This window comes from Sinorhizobium terangae (assembly GCF_009601505.1).
Taxonomy (GTDB): Bacteria; Pseudomonadota; Alphaproteobacteria; order Rhizobiales; family Rhizobiaceae; genus Sinorhizobium; species Sinorhizobium terangae.
This window is the reverse complement of the sequence record NZ_WITC01000058.1, coordinates 17,630-34,627: the sequence shown is the minus strand read 5'-3', so window position 1 is coordinate 34,627 and position 16,998 is coordinate 17,630. Positions and strand designations below refer to the sequence as shown.

The 16,998-nt window shown below is 62.0% G+C and carries 14 protein-coding genes; 2 read left to right on the top strand and 12 right to left on the bottom strand.

Features of this window, described 5'->3' with window-relative positions; all coding sequences use genetic code 11:
• Window positions 1-37: 37 nt before the first annotated feature.
• The 7 genes from GHK62_RS15625 to GHK62_RS15595 form a co-directional block, all read right to left on the bottom strand.
• Window positions 38-3,343 (bottom strand): efflux RND transporter permease subunit, encoded by a 3,306-nt coding sequence (locus tag GHK62_RS15625; protein WP_153440081.1) that lies wholly within the window; start codon window positions 3,341-3,343, stop codon window positions 38-40.
• Window positions 3,344-3,357: 14 nt separating this feature from the next.
• Entirely contained in the window at window positions 3,358-4,545 is a 1,188-nt protein-coding gene (locus tag GHK62_RS15620) for an efflux RND transporter periplasmic adaptor subunit (protein ID WP_153440080.1), read from the bottom strand.
• 543 nt (window positions 4,546-5,088) lie between these two features.
• Entirely contained in the window at window positions 5,089-6,081 is a 993-nt protein-coding gene (locus tag GHK62_RS15615; protein WP_153440079.1) for an ABC transporter substrate-binding protein, read from the bottom strand.
• 146 nt (window positions 6,082-6,227) lie between these two features.
• The gene (locus tag GHK62_RS15610; protein ID WP_153440078.1) at window positions 6,228-7,097 is read right to left on the bottom strand and encodes an ABC transporter permease; all 870 of its coding nucleotides are present in this window, start codon (window positions 7,095-7,097) and stop codon (window positions 6,228-6,230) included.
• Entirely contained in the window at window positions 7,094-7,978 is an 885-nt protein-coding gene (locus GHK62_RS15605) for an ABC transporter permease (protein ID WP_153440077.1), read from the bottom strand. The genes GHK62_RS15610 and GHK62_RS15605 overlap by 4 nt, the downstream gene beginning before the upstream one ends.
• Window positions 7,979-7,981: 3 nt before the next feature.
• Window positions 7,982-8,467 carry a GNAT family N-acetyltransferase gene (locus GHK62_RS15600; RefSeq protein ID WP_153440121.1) on the bottom strand — a complete coding sequence of 162 codons (486 nt, stop codon included), beginning with the start codon at window positions 8,465-8,467 and terminating at the stop codon, window positions 7,982-7,984.
• Complete coding sequence (locus GHK62_RS15595) at window positions 8,460-9,251, bottom strand: ABC transporter ATP-binding protein (protein WP_153440076.1); 792 nt, start codon at window positions 9,249-9,251, stop codon at window positions 8,460-8,462. The genes GHK62_RS15600 and GHK62_RS15595 overlap by 8 nt, the downstream gene beginning before the upstream one ends.
• A gap of 112 nt (window positions 9,252-9,363) precedes the next feature.
• Between GHK62_RS15595 and GHK62_RS15590 the strand changes: the two genes are divergently transcribed.
• Window positions 9,364-9,774 (top strand): cupin domain-containing protein, encoded by a 411-nt coding sequence (locus tag GHK62_RS15590; protein ID WP_167528265.1) that lies wholly within the window; start codon window positions 9,364-9,366, stop codon window positions 9,772-9,774.
• Window positions 9,775-9,891: 117 nt separating this feature from the next.
• On the opposite strand, the gene GHK62_RS15585 is transcribed toward GHK62_RS15590, so the two are convergent.
• The 3 genes from GHK62_RS15585 to GHK62_RS15575 all read right to left on the bottom strand — a co-directional run bounded on the left by GHK62_RS15585 (window position 9,892) and on the right by GHK62_RS15575 (window position 13,221).
• Window positions 9,892-10,407, bottom strand: coding sequence for a hypothetical protein (locus tag GHK62_RS15585; RefSeq protein ID WP_153440075.1), 516 nt, complete (start codon window positions 10,405-10,407; stop codon window positions 9,892-9,894).
• 27 nt (window positions 10,408-10,434) lie between these two features.
• Complete coding sequence (gene hydA / locus GHK62_RS15580; protein ID WP_153440074.1) at window positions 10,435-11,889, bottom strand: dihydropyrimidinase; 1,455 nt, start codon at window positions 11,887-11,889, stop codon at window positions 10,435-10,437.
• Between the two features lie 81 nt (window positions 11,890-11,970).
• On the bottom strand, window positions 11,971-13,221 hold the full coding sequence (locus GHK62_RS15575) for a Zn-dependent hydrolase (RefSeq protein WP_153440073.1): 1,251 nt from the start codon (window positions 13,219-13,221) through the stop codon (window positions 11,971-11,973).
• Between the two features lie 305 nt (window positions 13,222-13,526).
• Between GHK62_RS15575 and GHK62_RS15570 the strand changes: the two genes are divergently transcribed.
• Window positions 13,527-14,198: a TetR family transcriptional regulator C-terminal domain-containing protein gene (locus tag GHK62_RS15570; protein WP_153440072.1), complete on the top strand. Its 672-nt coding sequence runs from the start codon at window positions 13,527-13,529 to the stop codon at window positions 14,196-14,198.
• A 25-nt stretch (window positions 14,199-14,223) separates the two neighbouring features.
• Here the strand turns inward: GHK62_RS15570 and GHK62_RS15565 are convergent, their stop codons facing one another.
• Together GHK62_RS15565 and GHK62_RS15560 are read right to left on the bottom strand one after the other, a co-directional pair.
• Entirely contained in the window at window positions 14,224-15,897 is a 1,674-nt protein-coding gene (locus GHK62_RS15565) for an adenylate/guanylate cyclase domain-containing protein (protein WP_153440071.1), read from the bottom strand.
• 158 nt (window positions 15,898-16,055) lie between these two features.
• Window positions 16,056-16,955, bottom strand: a complete 900-nt coding sequence (locus GHK62_RS15560; RefSeq protein WP_153440070.1) for a LysR family transcriptional regulator — start codon at window positions 16,953-16,955, stop codon at window positions 16,056-16,058.
• Window positions 16,956-16,998: the final 43 nt, after the last annotated feature.

The following is a 16,998-nucleotide window of genomic DNA, read 5'->3' as shown; positions in this document are numbered from 1 at the left end:
GGCGCGGGCCTAGATAGTTTGCAGCGCGGGAGCGGTTTTACTCGGCGGCAAGCGCGGGATGGTTGATGACCTTGCGGCCGGACTTTTCGTCACGCTGCTCTTCCAGCGCCTTGATGCGCTCCTGCATTTCCTCGATCGTGCTGCCCTGCTCGGCGGCGAGCCGCGTCAGCGCCTCGCGGTCGAGCGGCAGGTCCTCCTCGTCCTTCTTGCCGACGAAGCGACCGAAGATCCAGGCGAGCAGCCGCGACAGGTCGTCCATGATCAGGAAGAAGGAGGGAACCACGACGAGGCTGAGCACCGTGGAGACGATGATGCCTCCGATCACCGCGATCGCCATCGGCGCACGGAAGGAGCCGCCTTCGCCGACGCCGAGCGCCGACGGCAGCATGCCGGCGGACATGGCGATCGAGGTCATCACAATCGGGCGGGCGCGCTTGCGGCCAGCTTCGATCATCGACAGCGTGCGGTCCATGCCGTGATGCATCATTTCGATACCGAAATCCACGAGCAGGATCGCGTTCTTGGTGACGATACCCATCAGCATAAGGATACCGATCAGCACCGGCATCGAGAGCGCGTTCTGGGTCAGGATCAGGGCTCCAGCCACGCCGCCGATCGCGAGCGGCAGCGAGAACAGGATGGTGAAGGGCTGGATCACATCCTTGAACAGCAAGATGAGCACGACCAATACCATCATCAGGCCGAGCAACATGGCGTTGCCGAAGCTCTGCTGCATTTCCGCCTGCACCTCGGCATCGCCGCTTTCACGGAACTCGACGGTCGCCGGGAGCTTGACCTCGCCCGCGATCTGCTTGAAGCGATTGGACGCCGTGTCGAGCGCGACGCCAACCGGAAGGTCGGCACCCAAGGTCACGACGCGGTACCGGTCGTAGCGCTTGATCGAGCTCGGGCCTTCCGAATAGTTGATGTCCGCAACGCTCGAAAGCGGAACGGTCGCGCCAGACGCAGTCTGGACCTTGAGGTTGCGGATCGCCGCGAGATCCGTGCGGAAATCCCGGTTGAGCTGGACACGTATCGGGATCAGCCGGCCGTCGAGCGCGATTTTGGTGAGTTGCGCGTCGATGTCGCCGATGGTGGCGACGCGGATGACCTCGGAGATCTGCTGCGTCGTGATGCCGAGGCGGGACATCTGATCGGCGCGCGGACGAATCTGCAGCTCCGGCCGCGGCAGCGCGCCATCGGGGCTGACGTTGGCGAGCAGCGGGTCACTGCGCAGCTTGACTTCAAGTGCAGCGACGGCGCTGTCCAGGTCTTCGTCGTTGTTGGAGAGCAGGTTGAACGACAGATCGCGCTCGCCACGGTCGTTGAGCTTGGTGACACGTACGTCAGGAATCGAGCGCAGCTTTGCGAAGATCTCCCGTTCGATCTCAGATTGCGGCTTGATGCGGCCCGCCGGCGGCAGCTTCGGTAGGTACTCACCGATGAGCGGCATGCGGCCGATGACGTCGTTAACGACCTTGTTGACGAGCGAGTGGTCGAGCTTCTTGAGAAGCACGGTGACTGCGGCGCGCCGCAGTTCGAGATCGCCCTTCGGCGAGGCGCCGCCGAGCACGAAGACGTTCTCGACGCCGTCTATGTCCTTGATGCGGTCATAGATCTCGGATGTCGTCCGGTCCGTGTCCTCGAGCATCGCGTCCGGCGGCAATTCGATCGACAGGCTGACGCGCGATGCATCTTCCGGCGGCAGAAAGCTGCCGGGAACCTGAAACAGGAAGTAGAGGGAGATGGCAAGGCAACCGATGGCGGCCAACAGCGTCGAATAGCGCCAGCGGGTCGTCACCCTGATGATGCCCGTGTAGAGCTTCATGATGGCACTGTCGTCGCCTCCGTGGTGGCCACCACCGACATCGCTAGGCTTCATCAGATAGGCCGCCATAACGGGGGTGATCAGGCGGGCGACGAGCAGCGAGAAGAAGACGGAGACCGCGACCGTCAGGCCGAACTGAATGAAGTATTGCCCCGGAATGCCCGGCATGAACGAGACCGGGACAAAGACGGCGATGATGGTGAAGGTGGTGGCGATCACCGCCAGGCCGATCTCGTCTGCCGCCTCGATCGCGGCGCGGTAGGGCGACTTGCCCATGCGAATATGCCGCTCGATATTCTCGATCTCTACGATCGCGTCGTCGACGAGGATACCGGTCGCGAGCGTCATCGCGAGGAAGCTGACGAGGTTCAGCGAGAAGCCCAGGAGCTCCATCACCCAGAACGTCGGGATGGCCGAGAGCGGCAGCGCGATCGCGGAAATCAGCGTTGCACGCCAGTTGCGCAGGAACAATAGCACGACGACGACGGCGAGCAGTGCTCCCTCGATCAACGTATGGATCGCCGCCTCGTAGTTGCCGTAGGTAAAGTAGACCGAGTCGTCGACCTTCTCGATGGTGACGTCCGGATGCTTGGCGCGGATGTCGTCGAGCGTCTTGGCGACCGTTTCGGCAACGGTGACTTCGCTGGCGCCCTTGGCGCGGAAGACGGCGAAGGTGACGCCCGGATGGCCGTTGAACCGCGAGAACGACTTCGGCTCCTCGTAGGTATCGATGATGCTGCCGAGTTTCGACAGGCGGACGAAGCGTCCATTCGGCAGCGAGATCATGGTGTTGGCAAGCTCAGCCACGTCACGCGTGTCGCCGAGCGTGCGGATTGCCTGCTCGCTGCCGCCGACCTGGCCGCGACCGGAGCCGAGATCCATGTTCATGCGGCGAAGTTGCCCGTTCACGTCGGCGGCGGTAATGCCGTATGAGTTCAGGCGGTCTTCGTTAAGCTCGATGCGGACCTCCCGATCGGAGCCGCCGTAACGGTCGACGCGGCCGATGCCGCTCTGGCCCTGGATGGCGCGCTTGATCGTGTCGTCGACGAACCAGGACAGCTCCTCCAGCGTCATACCGGGTGAGGAGACGGAGAACGTCTGGATCGCCTGGCCTTCGACGTCGACCTTGGAGACGATCGGCTCCTCTATCGAGGTCGGCAGGTCGCTGCGGATGCGGTCGATCGCGTCCTTGACGTCCTGCACGGCCTGAGTCGTCGGCACTTCCATGCGGAAGATGACGGCTGTGGTCGAACTGCCGTCGGTAATCGTCGATTGGATGTGGTCGACGCCAGACACGCCTGCGACCGCGTCCTCGATCTCCTTGGTAACCTGGGTTTCGAGTTCGGCGGGGGCGGCGCCGCTCTGCGTGACGCTGATCTGAACGATCGGGACGTCGATGTTCGGGAAGCGGGTGATCGGCAGCGAATTGAACGACTGCCAGCCGAGCACGACCAGCACGAAGAAGGCCAGGATCGGGGCGACCGGATTGCGGATGGACCAGGCTGAGAAGTTCATGGTCTCTGTTCCCGTCAGTTGGTGGCCGGCTGCGCAGACTTGACCGGGTTGATGCGGTCACCGTCGCGGACATAGGCGCCGGCCTTTGCAACTGCCTGTTCACCTGCCTTGAGGCCGGAAAGGATTTCGACGAACTGCCCGTCCTGGATGCCGGTAACCACCGGCACCAGCCGGACCACGCCGTCTTCGACCTTGCGGACGATTGCCTTGCCGTCGTCGGCTGTAACAGCGGTTTGCGGCAAAACAACCGTTTGCTTTTGTTCGACAGTGATGACCGCGCTCGCATACATGCCGGCGCGGGCCTTCGACGTATCGCTCAGGGTAATGTCGACCGAACCAAGCCGCGTCTGCGGGTCCACGGTCGGCGCGATCAGCCGGATTTTGCCCTCGATCGTGGTGCTGCTTCCGGCGAGCCTGACCGACGCCGGCTGCCCGACGGCAAGCTTGATGAGGTCGGCCTCGGCGACATCCGCCTTCATCTCGATCGCACCGTCGCGAATGATGGCGAAGAGCGGCTCTCCGCTGCCGCTGGCAATGGCGCCGATTTTGGCGTTCTTCGCTGAGATCACGCCGCTGACCGGAGCCTTCACGGCAGTACGCGCAAGACGCAGGTCTATGTCATCGATCTGTGCCTGCACCACCTTGATGTCTGCCGTCGCGACGCTCACCGATTGCTCGGCCGAGTGGACGCGGGCGCGGGCGGCGGCGGCGAGCGCCTTCAAGCGGTCAGCCTCGGCCGTCGACACCGTGCCGTTCTCGGACAGCCGCACGGCACGATCGGCAACGCGTGTCGCCTCTTCCGAATTGGCCGTCATTTCGGCGAGCTGCGCGCGCAGTTGGGCGAGCGACGCCTCCGCCTTGGCGAGATTGGCTTCGAGCTGGCTCTTCTGCAAAAGCAGTGCGTCGTCGTTGAGGACGACCAGCGTACTGCCTTCTTCGACCTTGTCGCCGACATCGACGTTCAGCGATCGCACAGAAAGACCGTCGACAAGCGGCGAAACATAGGTCTCCTCGACCGCCTCGATGGAGCCGGTGGCGATGACGCGGTCGCTGATCGATTGCTGTACGGCTTCGGTAACGACGATCGAGGGGAGCGTCTGCGATTGTTGCGGCTTGGCAGCCTCTTCGGCAAAGGTGCCGGAAAATGCGCACAAGATCATTGCCGCGCAGGCGCCGAAAAGAGGAACAAGTTTCTGAGCCATCGGCCTGTTTTCCCAAAAATGAAATACCGGACATCGCGCCTTAAGCGGCAAAGGTCTGGTTTAAATCACGCTATTCTCTTGTGTCCCCTGCACCGCCGGCGGATCGCCACGTTCACGGACATGGTCACAAGCTTAAATTTTTCCCAATGCAGGCGGTTTCAAACCGATTGCATCGAGTCCAGGAAAAAGTTCCCTAAAGGGCAAAGCTTAAGAAAACGATTTCCTCCCTCAGCTGCCCTAACCAAACGCTTTGGCCTATGTAATCGTCGCGCTAAATGCTTACAAGGTCACTGAAGCGATGGTGCCTCACCATTTCTATTCTCGTATATCTCGCAAGGCAATATGCGAGGATGCAACTTCGGCGCGACTATTTGACCTCCTGAATTGGGTTGGCGTCGGCTCTACTGCATGATTGCTTAAATCGAAATCGATTCAAAGCGCTACAGCGACCTTGGCGCGTCCGATTGGACGCGCGGCGCTGTAAGAAAAAGGAGCGCGCGGCGGGGGCCGCACGCTCCGGTTTCCATTGGCTTTTTGCGTCTGTTACTTGAGCGCTTCGTCGGTTACTTCGTGCGTCCAGGCGCCTACCGGCTCCTTAGAGATGACTGGGTCGGAGCCGCCGGCGAGCAGCGACTGGACAGTGCGCTTGTAGTCGGCCTCGTCGAGCGCGCCGTTGGAGCCTGCCGTCAGCTTGGCGATTTCGCCCATCATGCGCTTCTGGTGCTTTTCCGTCTGGGCGCCCGTGGAATCGTTCTCAAGGACGATATCGGCAGCCTCGTCCGGGTTCTCCTCGGCATATTTCCAGCCCTTCATCGAGGCGCGGACGAACTTCACCATCTTTTCCTTGAATGCCGGATCCTTGAGCTTGTCTTCGAGCACATAAAGGCCATCTTCGAGGGTGGCGACGCCTTGGTCTTCATATTTGAAGGTTACGAGGTCCTCCGGCTTGATGCCGGCGTCGATCACCTGCCAATACTCGTTGTAGGTCATCGTGGAGATGCAGGCGGCCTGCTTCTGAATCAGGGGATCGACGTTGAAGCCCTGCTTCAACACGGTCACACCGTCTGCACCGCCCTCGGTCGGGATCTTCAGATGTGCCATCCAGGAGAGGAAGGGATATTCGTTGCCGAAGAACCAGACGCCGAGCGTCTTGCCCTTGAAGTCGTCCGGGCTCGTCACGCCGGATTCCTTGAGACAGGTCAGCATCATGCCGGAGCTCTTGAACGGCTGGGCGATGTTGACGAGCGGCACGCCCTTTTCGCGCGTGGCAAGGGCGGAAGGCATCCAGTCGACGATGACGTCGGCTCCCCCGCCGGCAATCACCTGGGCCGGCGCGATATCCGGGCCGCCGGGCTTGATATCGACGTCAAGGCCCTCTTCCTCGTAGAAGCCCTTGTCCTTGGCGACGTAGTAGCCGGCAAACTGGGCCTGGGTGACCCACTTCAATTGCAGCGTGACCTTGTCGGCGGCATTGGCATGGAAGGCGGCAAGCGAAAAGACGCCTGCAGCAAGCAGAGACGCAAGTTTCTTATTCATGTCTGTTCCCTCTTATTGTTGGTTCATTCTCATTGCTTCATTTTGAAGCGCATCGCATTCGATAGGAGCCCGGCGACGCGCTTTCGGTCTTTGTTTGCCTGCATGTCGTTGTCCCGAAACCGCTGCATACTTTCGGGCGACATGCGTTAGGCCCGCCCACTGCGGATGGACGGATGCCAGAAGGTGACGGCGCGCTCGGCGAGCGCGACCACCCCGTAGAAGGCGGAGCCAGCCACCGCCGCGACGGCGATCTCGGCCCAAACCATGTCGACGTTCATGCGGCCCACTTCCGTGGAGATCCGGAAGCCCATGCCGACAATGGGCGTTCCGAAGAATTCGGCGACGATGGCGCCGATCAGCGCCAGCGTGGAGTTAATCTTGAGCGCGTTGAAAATGAAAGGCCAGGCGGCGGGAAGGCGCAGCTTGACGAGCGTCTGCCACCATGTCGCCGCGTAGGTGCGCATCAGGTCCCGCTCCATGTGGCTCGCCGCCGCCAAGCCGGAAACCGTGTTCACCAGCATCGGAAAGAAGGTCATGATGACGACGACGGCGACTTTTGACTGCCAGTCGAAGCCGAACCACATGACCATGATCGGCGCGACGCCGATGACGGGGAGCGCAGAGACGAAGTTGCCGAGGGGCAGCAGGCCTTTCTGCAGGAAGGGAGAGCGGTCGATCAGGATCGCCACGACGAAGCCGAGGCCGCAGCCGAGCGCATAGCCGGTCAGCACGGCTTTCAGGAAGGTCTGCCGGAAGTCCGCTGCCAGCGTCGGCAGGGAGTTGACGAGGCGCTGCCAGATCATCGACGGCGCCGGCAGCAGCACCGACGGAATGCCGAAGCCGCGGACGACACCTTCCCAAAGCACGAGAATGGTGATGCCGAAGAGGAGGGGAACGGCGAAACGCGCGGCGTTCGCGGCCGTTGCGTGCGCAAAGTGCTGGCGCACGAGCCACTCGTTGAAGGCCCAGGCAGCGAGCCAGAAGAGCACGGCTCCGGCGAGAACGGGAAGACTCATGCCTTGGCTCCCATGCGCTTGAGAACGGCGGTGTGCGCGAGGCCAACGATCATGACGAGGACGGCGGCGAGCGCTGCGGCCATGAACAGAGCCGCCCAGATCTGTACCGTCTGGCCATAATACGACCCAGCGAGCAGGCGGGCGCCAAGCCCGGCCACGGCCCCCGTGGGCAGCTCGCCGACGATCGCGCCGACAAGCGAGATGGCGACGGCGACTTTCAGCGAGGTGAAGAGGTAGGGCATGGAGGATGGCCAGCGCAGTTTCCAGAAGGTCTGCGCCGACGAGGCATTATAGGTGTGCATCAGGTCGAGCTGGATCGTTTCCGGGCTGCGCAGTCCCTTCACCATGCCGACGACGACCGGGAAGAACGAGAGGTACGTCGAGATCAGCGCCTTCGGCAGCAACCCGGCGATGCCGATCGCGTTCAAGACGACGATGATCATCGGGGCGATCGCAAGGATCGGGATGGTCTGGCTGGCGATCACCCAGGGCATCAAGGACCTGTCCATCGCGCGGTTGTGAACGATGCCGACGGCGAGCAGCACGCCAAGCGCGGCGCCGATGCCAAAGCCGAGCAGCGTCGCGGAAAGTGTGATCCAGGCGTGATAGATGAGACTCCGCTTCGACGTGATCGCCTTGTTGGCGGTCGTATCCCAGATTTCGGCGACGACCTGGTGAGGGGCAGGCAGGACGGGCCGCTCCTGCGCCATTGTGTTCCGGACGATATCGGAGAACCCGATCTCGGTGCCGGCGCGGGCCGCCACGTCGCGCTCGAAGGGCGCATTGAGGAAGATGGTGGTGAGGTACCAAACGGCGATCAGGATGACGACCACGGTAGAGATGGGAAGCAGCTTGTCTCTGAAGAAGCTCTCTTCGCGCATTGGTCACGCCTCCCTTCCGCTCAACGGTTCGGCGCGCCAGTGATAGAGAATGTCTGGCAGCCTCTCTTCGTTTTCGCCACCCGTTCTGCGCACCGGTACGAAACCCTCCCGTTCATAGAAGCGTTGGGCACTCGTATCGTGTTCAAACGTCCAAAGCCTCAGCTCGCTTTTTGCCCGCTTCTTCGCTTCGCGAAGCAGCGCCGTTCCGATTCCGACGCCTCGGTGGCTTTCGTCCAGATAGAGCGCGGTCACAAAGCCGTCTGCGGACAGGGCAAGAAAGCCCGCGATTTCGCCCCCACAGTCGGCGACTATGACAGGCCCGTTTGCGAAGACGCTTTCTCGATAATGCCGCACCACATCGCCTACCGGATGGACTCTTGGCATCCACGCCGTAGCGTCCACCCAGCGATTGAAGATGTCGGCGCACGCTTCCATGTCCGCCAAATCCGCATCGCGACAGCGAGCCTGGGCGGCGCAAGCACTACTCATCATAGCTGTGCCCCGCTCTCAAACCCTCACGGACGCGGTGGGCGATTTCCAAAAACTCGGGCGTCTCGCGAATACCGAGTGGCCGCTCCCGCGGAAGAGTGGATTCGATGATGTCGGTCACGCGGCCCGGGCGCGGACTCATGACGACGATCCTGGTCGAGAGGTACACGGCTTCCGGAATTGAGTGGGTGACGAAACAGATCGTCTTGTTGGTGCGCGCCCAGAGTTTCAGAAGCTGCTCGTTCAGGTGGTCGCGAACGATCTCGTCGAGGGCGCCGAACGGTTCGTCCATCAAGAGCAGATCGGCGTCGAAGGCGAGCGCGCGGGCGATCGAGGCGCGCTGCTGCATGCCGCCGGAAAGCTGCCAGGGATATTTCTTGCCGAAGCCCGAGAGGTTGACGAGTTCGAGCGTGCGCTCGATCCGGGCCTTCCGCTCGTCTTTCGAATAGCCCATGATTTCGAGCGGCAGGGCGATGTTCTTCTCGATGGTGCGCCAGGGGTAAAGTGCTGCCGCCTGGAAAACATAGCCGTAGGCGCGGTGCCGGCGGGCCTCTTCCGGCGTCATGCCGTTGACCGCAATGGCGCCTGAGGTCGGTTTTTCGAGGTCGGCGATGACTCGCAGGAATGTCGTCTTGCCGCATCCGGACGGGCCGATGAAGGAGACGAAATCGCCCTTGGCCACATCGAGGTTCACGCCCGTCAGTGCATTGACCGGCCCGTCGCTGGTCTGGAACGTGAGGCCGAGATCCCGAGCAGAGACCACGGAGGCAGAATTGGATGTCATGGGCGGATTCTCATTGTGGCTTGTCTGTGGCAGACTGCTATCCGAACCTGCAACATGCAAAGCCGCCGATGTCCTCTGTTGCGGTTTTTTCAGCGAATTCTGGAGAGCGTTCATGTCTCGATCATCCAATTCTGGCTGTCGCGTGGTTCGACCGGGTGACACATATGCCGGCAAGCAAGGGCTCAGCTATTTCGAGGGGATCGCCGCGGAAACGGTCGGCTCGAAGGGCATTTGCATGCATCTGCTGACGATCCCGGCCGGCGCGCGTGCCAAGGCGCATCTGCATGAAAGCCACGAGACCGCGATCTATGTACTTGCCGGCGAGGCGCACACGTGGTTCGGCGACCGGCTCGAAGAGCATGTGATCGTCAAGGCGGGCGAGATGTTCTACATCCCCGCCGGTGTGCCGCACCTGCCCGCCAATCTCTCCGATAAGCCGTGCTCGGCGGTGATCGCCCGGACGGATCCGAAGGAGCAGGAAAGCGTCGTCCTGCTGCCCGAACTCGATGCCCTGGTGCCGTGAGGCGGAGATTGCCGCAACTTGCCGCAAATCCTCAATCTCGCCACGCGAAGGGATAAGGCCAGTGAGGTTGATGGGGGCGGGCGAAGGCAATGACCAAGCCGACTGCACTTGAACCATCTATGCTCGCCCTCCATCCGCTTTCTCGGCTGGGGTTCCTGAATTTCCGATCCGCCGCGCGAAATAAAAGGCTGCTCCCCCTGCCGCGCCGCTGATTGCGCAGGCTGCGAAGAACAGTTGATCCTCCCGTCCCATTCGCTGACCGTAGAGTCCTACATCCTCCATTGGTTCAGGGGCGTTTTCGAACGAGGATGTAATGAATCCCGCCAGGAGAATAAACGCGAATGTCAGCGCGACACACACGACGCCAGCAAGGCAATGGTAGCCCAGGTTCCGTCGGCCAAACCGCTGCATGAGCCGGTAAAGACCGAAACTTGCCGGAGCGAAGACAGGGAATGCGACCAGAGATACAAAGAATGGCAACAGAATACCGACCGGAATGAGAACAGGGAAAGGGACACCGGAAATTGACTTAGGGTCGACGAACACCAACATGGCGAAAGCCGTGTAGGTGCCGGCGAGGGTAGCCGCCGCGTGTAGCCGCGGAAACCAGTTCTCCCGGTCATGAGCATACATTGCCAGCACTCTGCCCCGATTCCCCGATCACACCCCGCTTGCCGGAATGCCGGTGCGTTGCACTGCCCGCGGCGCCGTCACTTCCTTCCATGTGGTAAGGGCCGTGCTGACGGCGGGGAAGGGATCGCGCTTGACGAATTCCCCGTGACCTTCCTGCGTCTTCACCGTGCCTTCCTCGATCGAAACGACGCCGCGGGTGAGCGTGAAGCGCGGCAGCCCCGTTACGGTCTTGCCCTCGAAGACGTTGTAGTCGATCGACGATTGCTGGGTCTTGGCCGAGATCGTCTTCGTGCGCTTCGGATCCCAGACGACGAGGTCGGCATCAGCGCCGACCAGGATCGCGCCCTTCTTCGGATAGATGTTCAGGATCTTGGCGATATTGGTCGAGGTCACCGCCACGAATTCGTTCATGGTGATGCGGCCAGTCGCGACGCCGTGGGTCCACAGCATCGGCATCCGGTCCTCGAGACCCCCGGTGCCGTTCGGGATCTTGGTGAAATCGCCGACGCCGAAGCGCTTCTGGTCGGTGGTGAAGGCGCAGTGGTCGGTCGCGACCACCTGCAGCGAGCCTGAGGCAAGCCCGGCCCAGAGGCTGTCCTGATGCTGCTTGTTGCGGAAGGGCGGTGACATCACGCGGCGAGCGGCGTGGTCCCAGTCCTTGTTGAAATATTCGCTTTCGTCGAGCGTCAGGTGCTGGATCAAAGGCTCTCCAAACACGCGCATGCCCTTCGCGCGAGCGCGCCGGATCGCCTCGTGGGCCTGCTCGCAGGAGGTGTGGACGATATAGACCGGACAGCCGGCCATGTCGGCGATCATGATCGCGCGGTTGGTTGCCTCGCCTTCGACCTCGGCCGGCCGTGAATAGGCATGAGCCTCGGGGCCATTGTTGCCTTCAGCGAGCAACTTCGCCTGCAACTGAGCGACGACGTCGCCGTTTTCGGCGTGGACGAGCGGCAGGGCGCCAAGCCCGGCGCAGCGCTGGAACGAGGAGAACATCTCGTCGTCATCTACCATCAGCGCGCCCTTATAGGCCATGAAGTGCTTGAAGGTAGTGATGCCCTTGTCCTTGACGATGGTCTCCATCTCGTTGAAGACCTGCTCGCCCCACCAGGTGATCGCCATGTGGAAGGAATAGTCGCAATTGGCGCGTGTCGACTTGTTGTCCCACATGGTGAGCGCTTCAAGCAGCGACTGGCCGGGTGAGGGGAGCGCGAAATCGACGACCATGGTCGTGCCGCCGGCGAGTGCCGCGCGGGTGCCGCTTTCGAAATCATCCGAGGAATAGGTGCCCATGAAGGGCATTTCGAGATGGGTGTGCGGGTCGATGCCGCCGGGCATGACATAGCAGCCGGTCGCATCCAGCGTCTCGCTGCCGGAGAGGTTCGGTCCGATCTCGACGATCTTGCCGCCCTCGACCTTGACGTCGGCCTTGTAGGTGAGGTCGGCCGTGACGATGGTTCCACCCTTGATCACAGTGCTCATTGCTCGTGTTCCCTTGCGATTGTGTTTTCGGCCGCCGGAAGGGCCAAGAAAAAGGGCGGAACCGTCGTCCCGCCCACAATGTCACTTCACGATTTCAGCCGTTTCGACCACGGCGTGGAAGAGGACATCGGCCCCCGCGGCGGCCCACTCCTTGGAGATGTCTTCCGCCTCGTTGTGGCTGAGGCCGCCGACGCAGGGGCACATGATCATCGTGGTCGGGGCGACCTTGGCGGCCCAGCAGGCATCGTGGCCGGCCCCCGAGATGAGATTCATGTGGCTGTAGCCGAGCTTCTCCGCGGCGCCACGCACGGTTGCGACCAGTTTGGGATCGAAGGTCACGGGATCGAAATGGCCGACCGCCTCGATCGAGCAGCCGACACCCAATGCCTCGGCGATCTTCGGCGCTTCGGCCTCGATGCGCGCGCGCATGCCGTCGAGCTTGGCCTGGTCGGGCGAGCGAATGTCGATGGTGAAGACGACCTTGCCCGGGAGCACATTGCGCGAATTGGGAGAGAAGAACACCTGGCCGACGCCGCCGACTGCGCCCGGCTGGTTTTCCATGGCAACGTTCTGGACCATTTCGAAGATCCGCGCCATGGCAAGGCCGGCATTGAGCCGCATGTTCATCGGCGTCGAGCCGGTGTGGGCCTCCCGGCCCGTAAGCGTAACTTCCAGCCACCACAGGCCCTGACAGTGGGTGACGACGCCGATCTGCTTACTCTCGGCTTCCAGGATCGGTCCCTGTTCGATGTGGTATTCGAAATAGGCGTGCATCTTGCGCGCGCCCACTTCCTCGTCGCCGAGCCAGCCGATGCGTTTCAGTTCGTCGCCGAAGCTTTTTCCCTCGGGATCCTTGCGTGCATAGGCGTAATCGAGCGTCAGGGCACCGGCAAAGACGCCGGAAGCGATCATCGCAGGGGCAAAACGCGCGCCCTCTTCATTGGTCCAGTTCGTCACCACGACCGGATGCTTGGTGCGGATGCCGAGATCGTTCATCGTGCGCACGACCTCAAGGCCGCTCAGGACACCGAGTACGCCGTCGAACTTGCCGCCGGTCGGTTGAGTGTCGAGATGAGAGCCAATGTGCACGGGCAGGGCGTCCGGATCGGTGCCGGGGCGCGTCATGAACATGGTGCCCATCTTGTCGACACCCATGGTAAGCCCGGCCGCCTCGCACCAGGATTGGAAAAGCCGACGAGCCTCGCCGTCTTCGTCCGTCAATGTCTGGCGATTGTTGCCGCCGGCGACGCCGGGGCCGATCTTTGCCATATCCATCAACGAATCCCACAGGCGGTCAGCGTTGACGCGCATGTTCTCGCCAGGTGCTGCCATGGCGTTCTCCTCATTTTTCGGTTTGCCCCTTGCGGCGCAGCCCTCATGTTCCCGACGATCAAATCCAAGCTTTGTTTTTGGTGCCTTTCGATCAGCCGTTGCCTTTGTCGGCAAACTGGCTGATAATTTGACCGGTTGGTAAACATTACAACTTCCGTGGCGGCACTCAAGCCGGAAAAACAAAAAATCGGAGTTGTTGCCCAAAAAAATGGCGCGTCCGAATTTTGGGCAATTCGAGGTGCTGCAACGATTTTGTGCGTCTGCGCGCGAGTGTCGTTGTGCGCAAGCAACGGGCAGGGGGCATGATGGTACTTCCAAGAGCGGCCAAGACCCAGAGGCGTACACGCATCCAGGAGGAGAAGGAGGAGCAGATCCTCGAGGCGGCGCTGGAGGTCTTTTCGGCTAATGGCTTTCGCGGCTCAACCATCGATCAGATCGCCGAAGTGGCGGGCATGTCGAAGCCGAATCTGCTCTATTATTTCCGCACCAAGGAGGCGATGCATCGAGCGCTGATCGACCGCGTGCTCGACACCTGGCTCGATCCGCTCCGCGAGTTCAATGCCGAGGGCAACCCGGTCGCCGAGATCCGCAGCTACATCCGGCGGAAACTGGAAATGGCGCGCGATTTCCCGCGCGAAAGCCGGCTCTTCGCGAATGAGGTTCTGCAGGGCGCCCCGCACATCGAGGACGAACTGAAAGGCCCGCTGAAAGAACTCGTCGACGAGAAGGCCGAAGTGATCCGCGCATGGGCAAAGGCCGGCAAGATCGCCAAGTGCGATCCCTATCACCTTATCTTCGCGATCTGGTCGACGACTCAGCACTACGCCGACTTCGACGTGCAGGTCCGTGCCGTGCTCGGCCAGGACAACGCCGGGGACGGGCGTTTCGAGGATGCCGCACGCTTCCTCGAGCGCCTGTTCGTCGACGGCCTGCAGGTCCGCGAGCAACCGTCGTCGGATTACGCTGAGGAGATATAGGTCCGCTCGATCGCCCTGAGGGCGCTTAACTCGCCGCCGGCAGCACATCGGAAAGCTGCGTGGCGCTGCCGAGGATCCAGGTCTCGAGCGTCGCCTGCCTGCCGCGCAGGCCGATATCGAGGCGCATGTTGCCTTCGAGGTCGAGGCCGGCGCGACGGACGAGTTCGACCGAAACCGCAAGTTCGGCATCATGCTCCTTCGCGAGCCCTTCGAGCCGGCTGGCGGTGTTGATCGTATCGCCGACCGCCGTCAGCGAGGTCGCCCGTCCATAGCCCATCTCGCCGATGATTGCCGGGCCTGCGTGCAGGCCGATCGCCAATCGCAGCGGTTGTTCAAGTTCACCGTCGAATGTCTGATTAAGAGCCTGAATTCCGTTGGACAAACGGACTGCGGCAGCGAGTGACTGAAGGCATGCTTCGTGGAACGGGGTCTTCAGCCCGAAGATCGCAAGCGCACCGTCGCCGATGAACTTGTCGATCACGCCGCCCGAGCTTTCCACGGCTTCGCCGACCATTTCGAAGTAGCGGTTGAGCAGGAACACCGTATCGAAAGGCAGCTTGTGCTCGGCGATGCGGGTGAAGTCACGCAGATCGCAGAAGAGCACGGCGATCCGGCGCTCGCGGCCCTCGCCGTTCTGCTGGGCGAGTTGCTTCTTTATCCCCAGGCTGTCGGTATCGAGAATGGGGACGACGGTCACGCTGTGAACCGGCCGGAACTGGCAAGCGAGCCGCACATTGTCCGGCGCGCCGATCCGGGTCAGTGTCGCCCGTTCCGCGGCTTCCGGTTCCGGTTGGCCGTCCAGGCCCTGAATGACGCGGACCCGGCACGTCGAGCAGCGGCCACGTCCGCCGCAGACGGAAACGTGGGGAATACCAGCGGCGCGGCTTGCCTCCAGCACGCTGAAACCAAGGCTGACCGCCGCGACACGGCCGTCGGGATAGCGGACGCGAATTCGGCCGCGCTTCGGCAGCGCGCGAAGGGCGAAGGTGCCTGCGATCAGGCCACCGAAACCGGCGTAGAGCGCCAGGCGGATGTCTTCCATAAGAGCCATATCGACCCGCGGGTTGTGCCCGACGTAAGCGGTGTCGCCATAGCCACCATGTTCTGCATAGACGCGCTCAAGCGATCGCGCCCCGTTGACGAAGCCGAGCAACGCGAAGATCGGGACGAGCAGCGCAATCGTATAGAGCAGGATCTCATAACGCGGGAACCAGGGGCGGCCGCGCATCCAGAACCAGGCGCCGAGACATCCGTGGCTCCAGGCGAGGAGAAGCGCCGCCGTTTGCCGGGTGGTGTTGATGGAACTCGACCAAAGCGTTCGAAGGATTTCGGGATAGGTGGCTTCGATCCCGGAGAAGATCGGTTCAACCCGGGCGGCGACCACATGCGCCATCAACACGAAAGGCAAGCTGAGGCCGAAGACGATCTTGAGCGCCTCGCGTGCGGGCATTCTGAGCGTCTGCCGCCGATAGAGGCTGTCGAGGGCCATCATGAAATGCAGGAGCAATGCGCCGTAGAGCAGGATTGTCCCGGGTACGCTGTGCCAAAGGAGATTGAACGTCCGCCTGCCGGCTTCCATGGCGTCGATGGAGATCAAGCCGAGCGAATGATTGAAGAAATGGCAGAGGATGAATGTGCCGAGCACTGTCCCCGAGACCAGATGTGTCTTCTTGCGTGCGCTGGTGGAAAAGGTCGTCAAGCACTCTGCCCGGTATTTGCCGGCTCTGGCCGGCCATTGCTGATGCCGCTCTTATTAACTAGATCGCGGATACCGACAACTTACGTTTTCGACACAAACTGTTTCGTTTTCGTGACTTCAATTCAGAGGGTGGCGGCCTTGCTCGACCGTTCCCAATGCTACTCCATGATGCGGGGTAGCCGCTCGGCGAGTTTGTCGATCACCACCCGGAGCTTTGGCAGCATAAGCTGTGTTTGCGGCCAGACCGCGTAAGCCTTGAAGGTTTGGCCGGGCCGGTCCGTAAGCACGCGCACCAGTTCGCCGCGCTGCACGCGTTCGCGCACCAACCAGCACGGCAGCCAGGCAAGGCCGAGGCCATCGGCCGCGGCATCGGCGATGGCGGCAAGATCATCCAGCCGCAAACGGGTCTTCGGCGTCACGTCTTCGGTCGCATTCCCCTTGACCGGAAAGGACCACGGGCGCTGGTGTCCGCTCCGCGCGTAGACGACGGCATCGTGCATGGTGAGGTCATCAAGGCTAGTCGGTATACCGTGGGCTTCGAGATAGGCGGGCGCCGCGCAGACTGTCATGCGCTGATCGGCGATCGCACGTGCCATCAGGCCCGGGTCGGTGCCCGCGGAACCGTTGCGGATGGCGAGATCGAAACCCTCGTCGAGGAGATCGACAACGCGGTCGTTGAAGGAAAGATCGAACTCCAGACGCGGATGCGCGCGAAGCAGATCGTGCAGCAGCGGCGCCACGCATAGGCGGCCGAAGAGGACAGGCATCGAAATGCGCAGCCGGCCGCGAATTTCCTGCTTGCCGGATTCAAGCAAAGCCTCGGCGTTCCGGACTTCGTCAAGCGCCTTCAGGCAGCTCCGGTAGAAGAGCTGGCCCTCGTCCGTCAGGCTTTGCGTCCGGGTGGTGCGATGAAAGAGGCGCACGCCGAGCCGCTGCTCGAGCCGTGCGACCGTCTTGCCGACGGCCGAGCGGGTAAGATTCAGCCGCTCAGCGGCGGCCGAGAAACCGCCGGCATCGGCGACCTCCACGAATACGGAAATACCGTTCAGCCTTTCCATTATTGTATCCAGCTGAGAACCAATGATGGGAAATCTTATCGCA

Excerpts from the sequence above, each read along its gene's own strand:
- GHK62_RS15625 (WP_153440081.1), bottom strand. The coding sequence starts at position 3,343 with ATGAACTTCTCAGCCTGGTCCATCCGCAATCCGGTCGCCCCGATCCTG.
- GHK62_RS15620 (WP_153440080.1), bottom strand. The coding sequence starts at position 4,545 with ATGGCTCAGAAACTTGTTCCTCTTTTCGGCGCCTGCGCGGCAATGATC.
- GHK62_RS15615 (WP_153440079.1), bottom strand. The coding sequence starts at position 6,081 with ATGAATAAGAAACTTGCGTCTCTGCTTGCTGCAGGCGTCTTTTCGCTT.
- GHK62_RS15610 (WP_153440078.1), bottom strand. The coding sequence starts at position 7,097 with ATGAGTCTTCCCGTTCTCGCCGGAGCCGTGCTCTTCTGGCTCGCTGCC.
- GHK62_RS15605 (WP_153440077.1), bottom strand. The coding sequence starts at position 7,978 with ATGCGCGAAGAGAGCTTCTTCAGAGACAAGCTGCTTCCCATCTCTACC.
- GHK62_RS15600 (WP_153440121.1), bottom strand. The coding sequence starts at position 8,467 with ATGAGTAGTGCTTGCGCCGCCCAGGCTCGCTGTCGCGATGCGGATTTG.
- GHK62_RS15595 (WP_153440076.1), bottom strand. The coding sequence starts at position 9,251 with ATGACATCCAATTCTGCCTCCGTGGTCTCTGCTCGGGATCTCGGCCTC.
- GHK62_RS15590 (WP_167528265.1), top strand. The coding sequence starts at position 9,364 with ATGTCTCGATCATCCAATTCTGGCTGTCGCGTGGTTCGACCGGGTGAC.
- GHK62_RS15585 (WP_153440075.1), bottom strand. The coding sequence starts at position 10,407 with ATGTATGCTCATGACCGGGAGAACTGGTTTCCGCGGCTACACGCGGCG.
- hydA (WP_153440074.1), bottom strand. The coding sequence starts at position 11,889 with ATGAGCACTGTGATCAAGGGTGGAACCATCGTCACGGCCGACCTCACC.
- GHK62_RS15575 (WP_153440073.1), bottom strand. The coding sequence starts at position 13,221 with ATGGCAGCACCTGGCGAGAACATGCGCGTCAACGCTGACCGCCTGTGG.
- GHK62_RS15570 (WP_153440072.1), top strand. The coding sequence starts at position 13,527 with ATGGTACTTCCAAGAGCGGCCAAGACCCAGAGGCGTACACGCATCCAG.
- GHK62_RS15560 (WP_153440070.1), bottom strand. The coding sequence starts at position 16,955 with ATGGAAAGGCTGAACGGTATTTCCGTATTCGTGGAGGTCGCCGATGCC.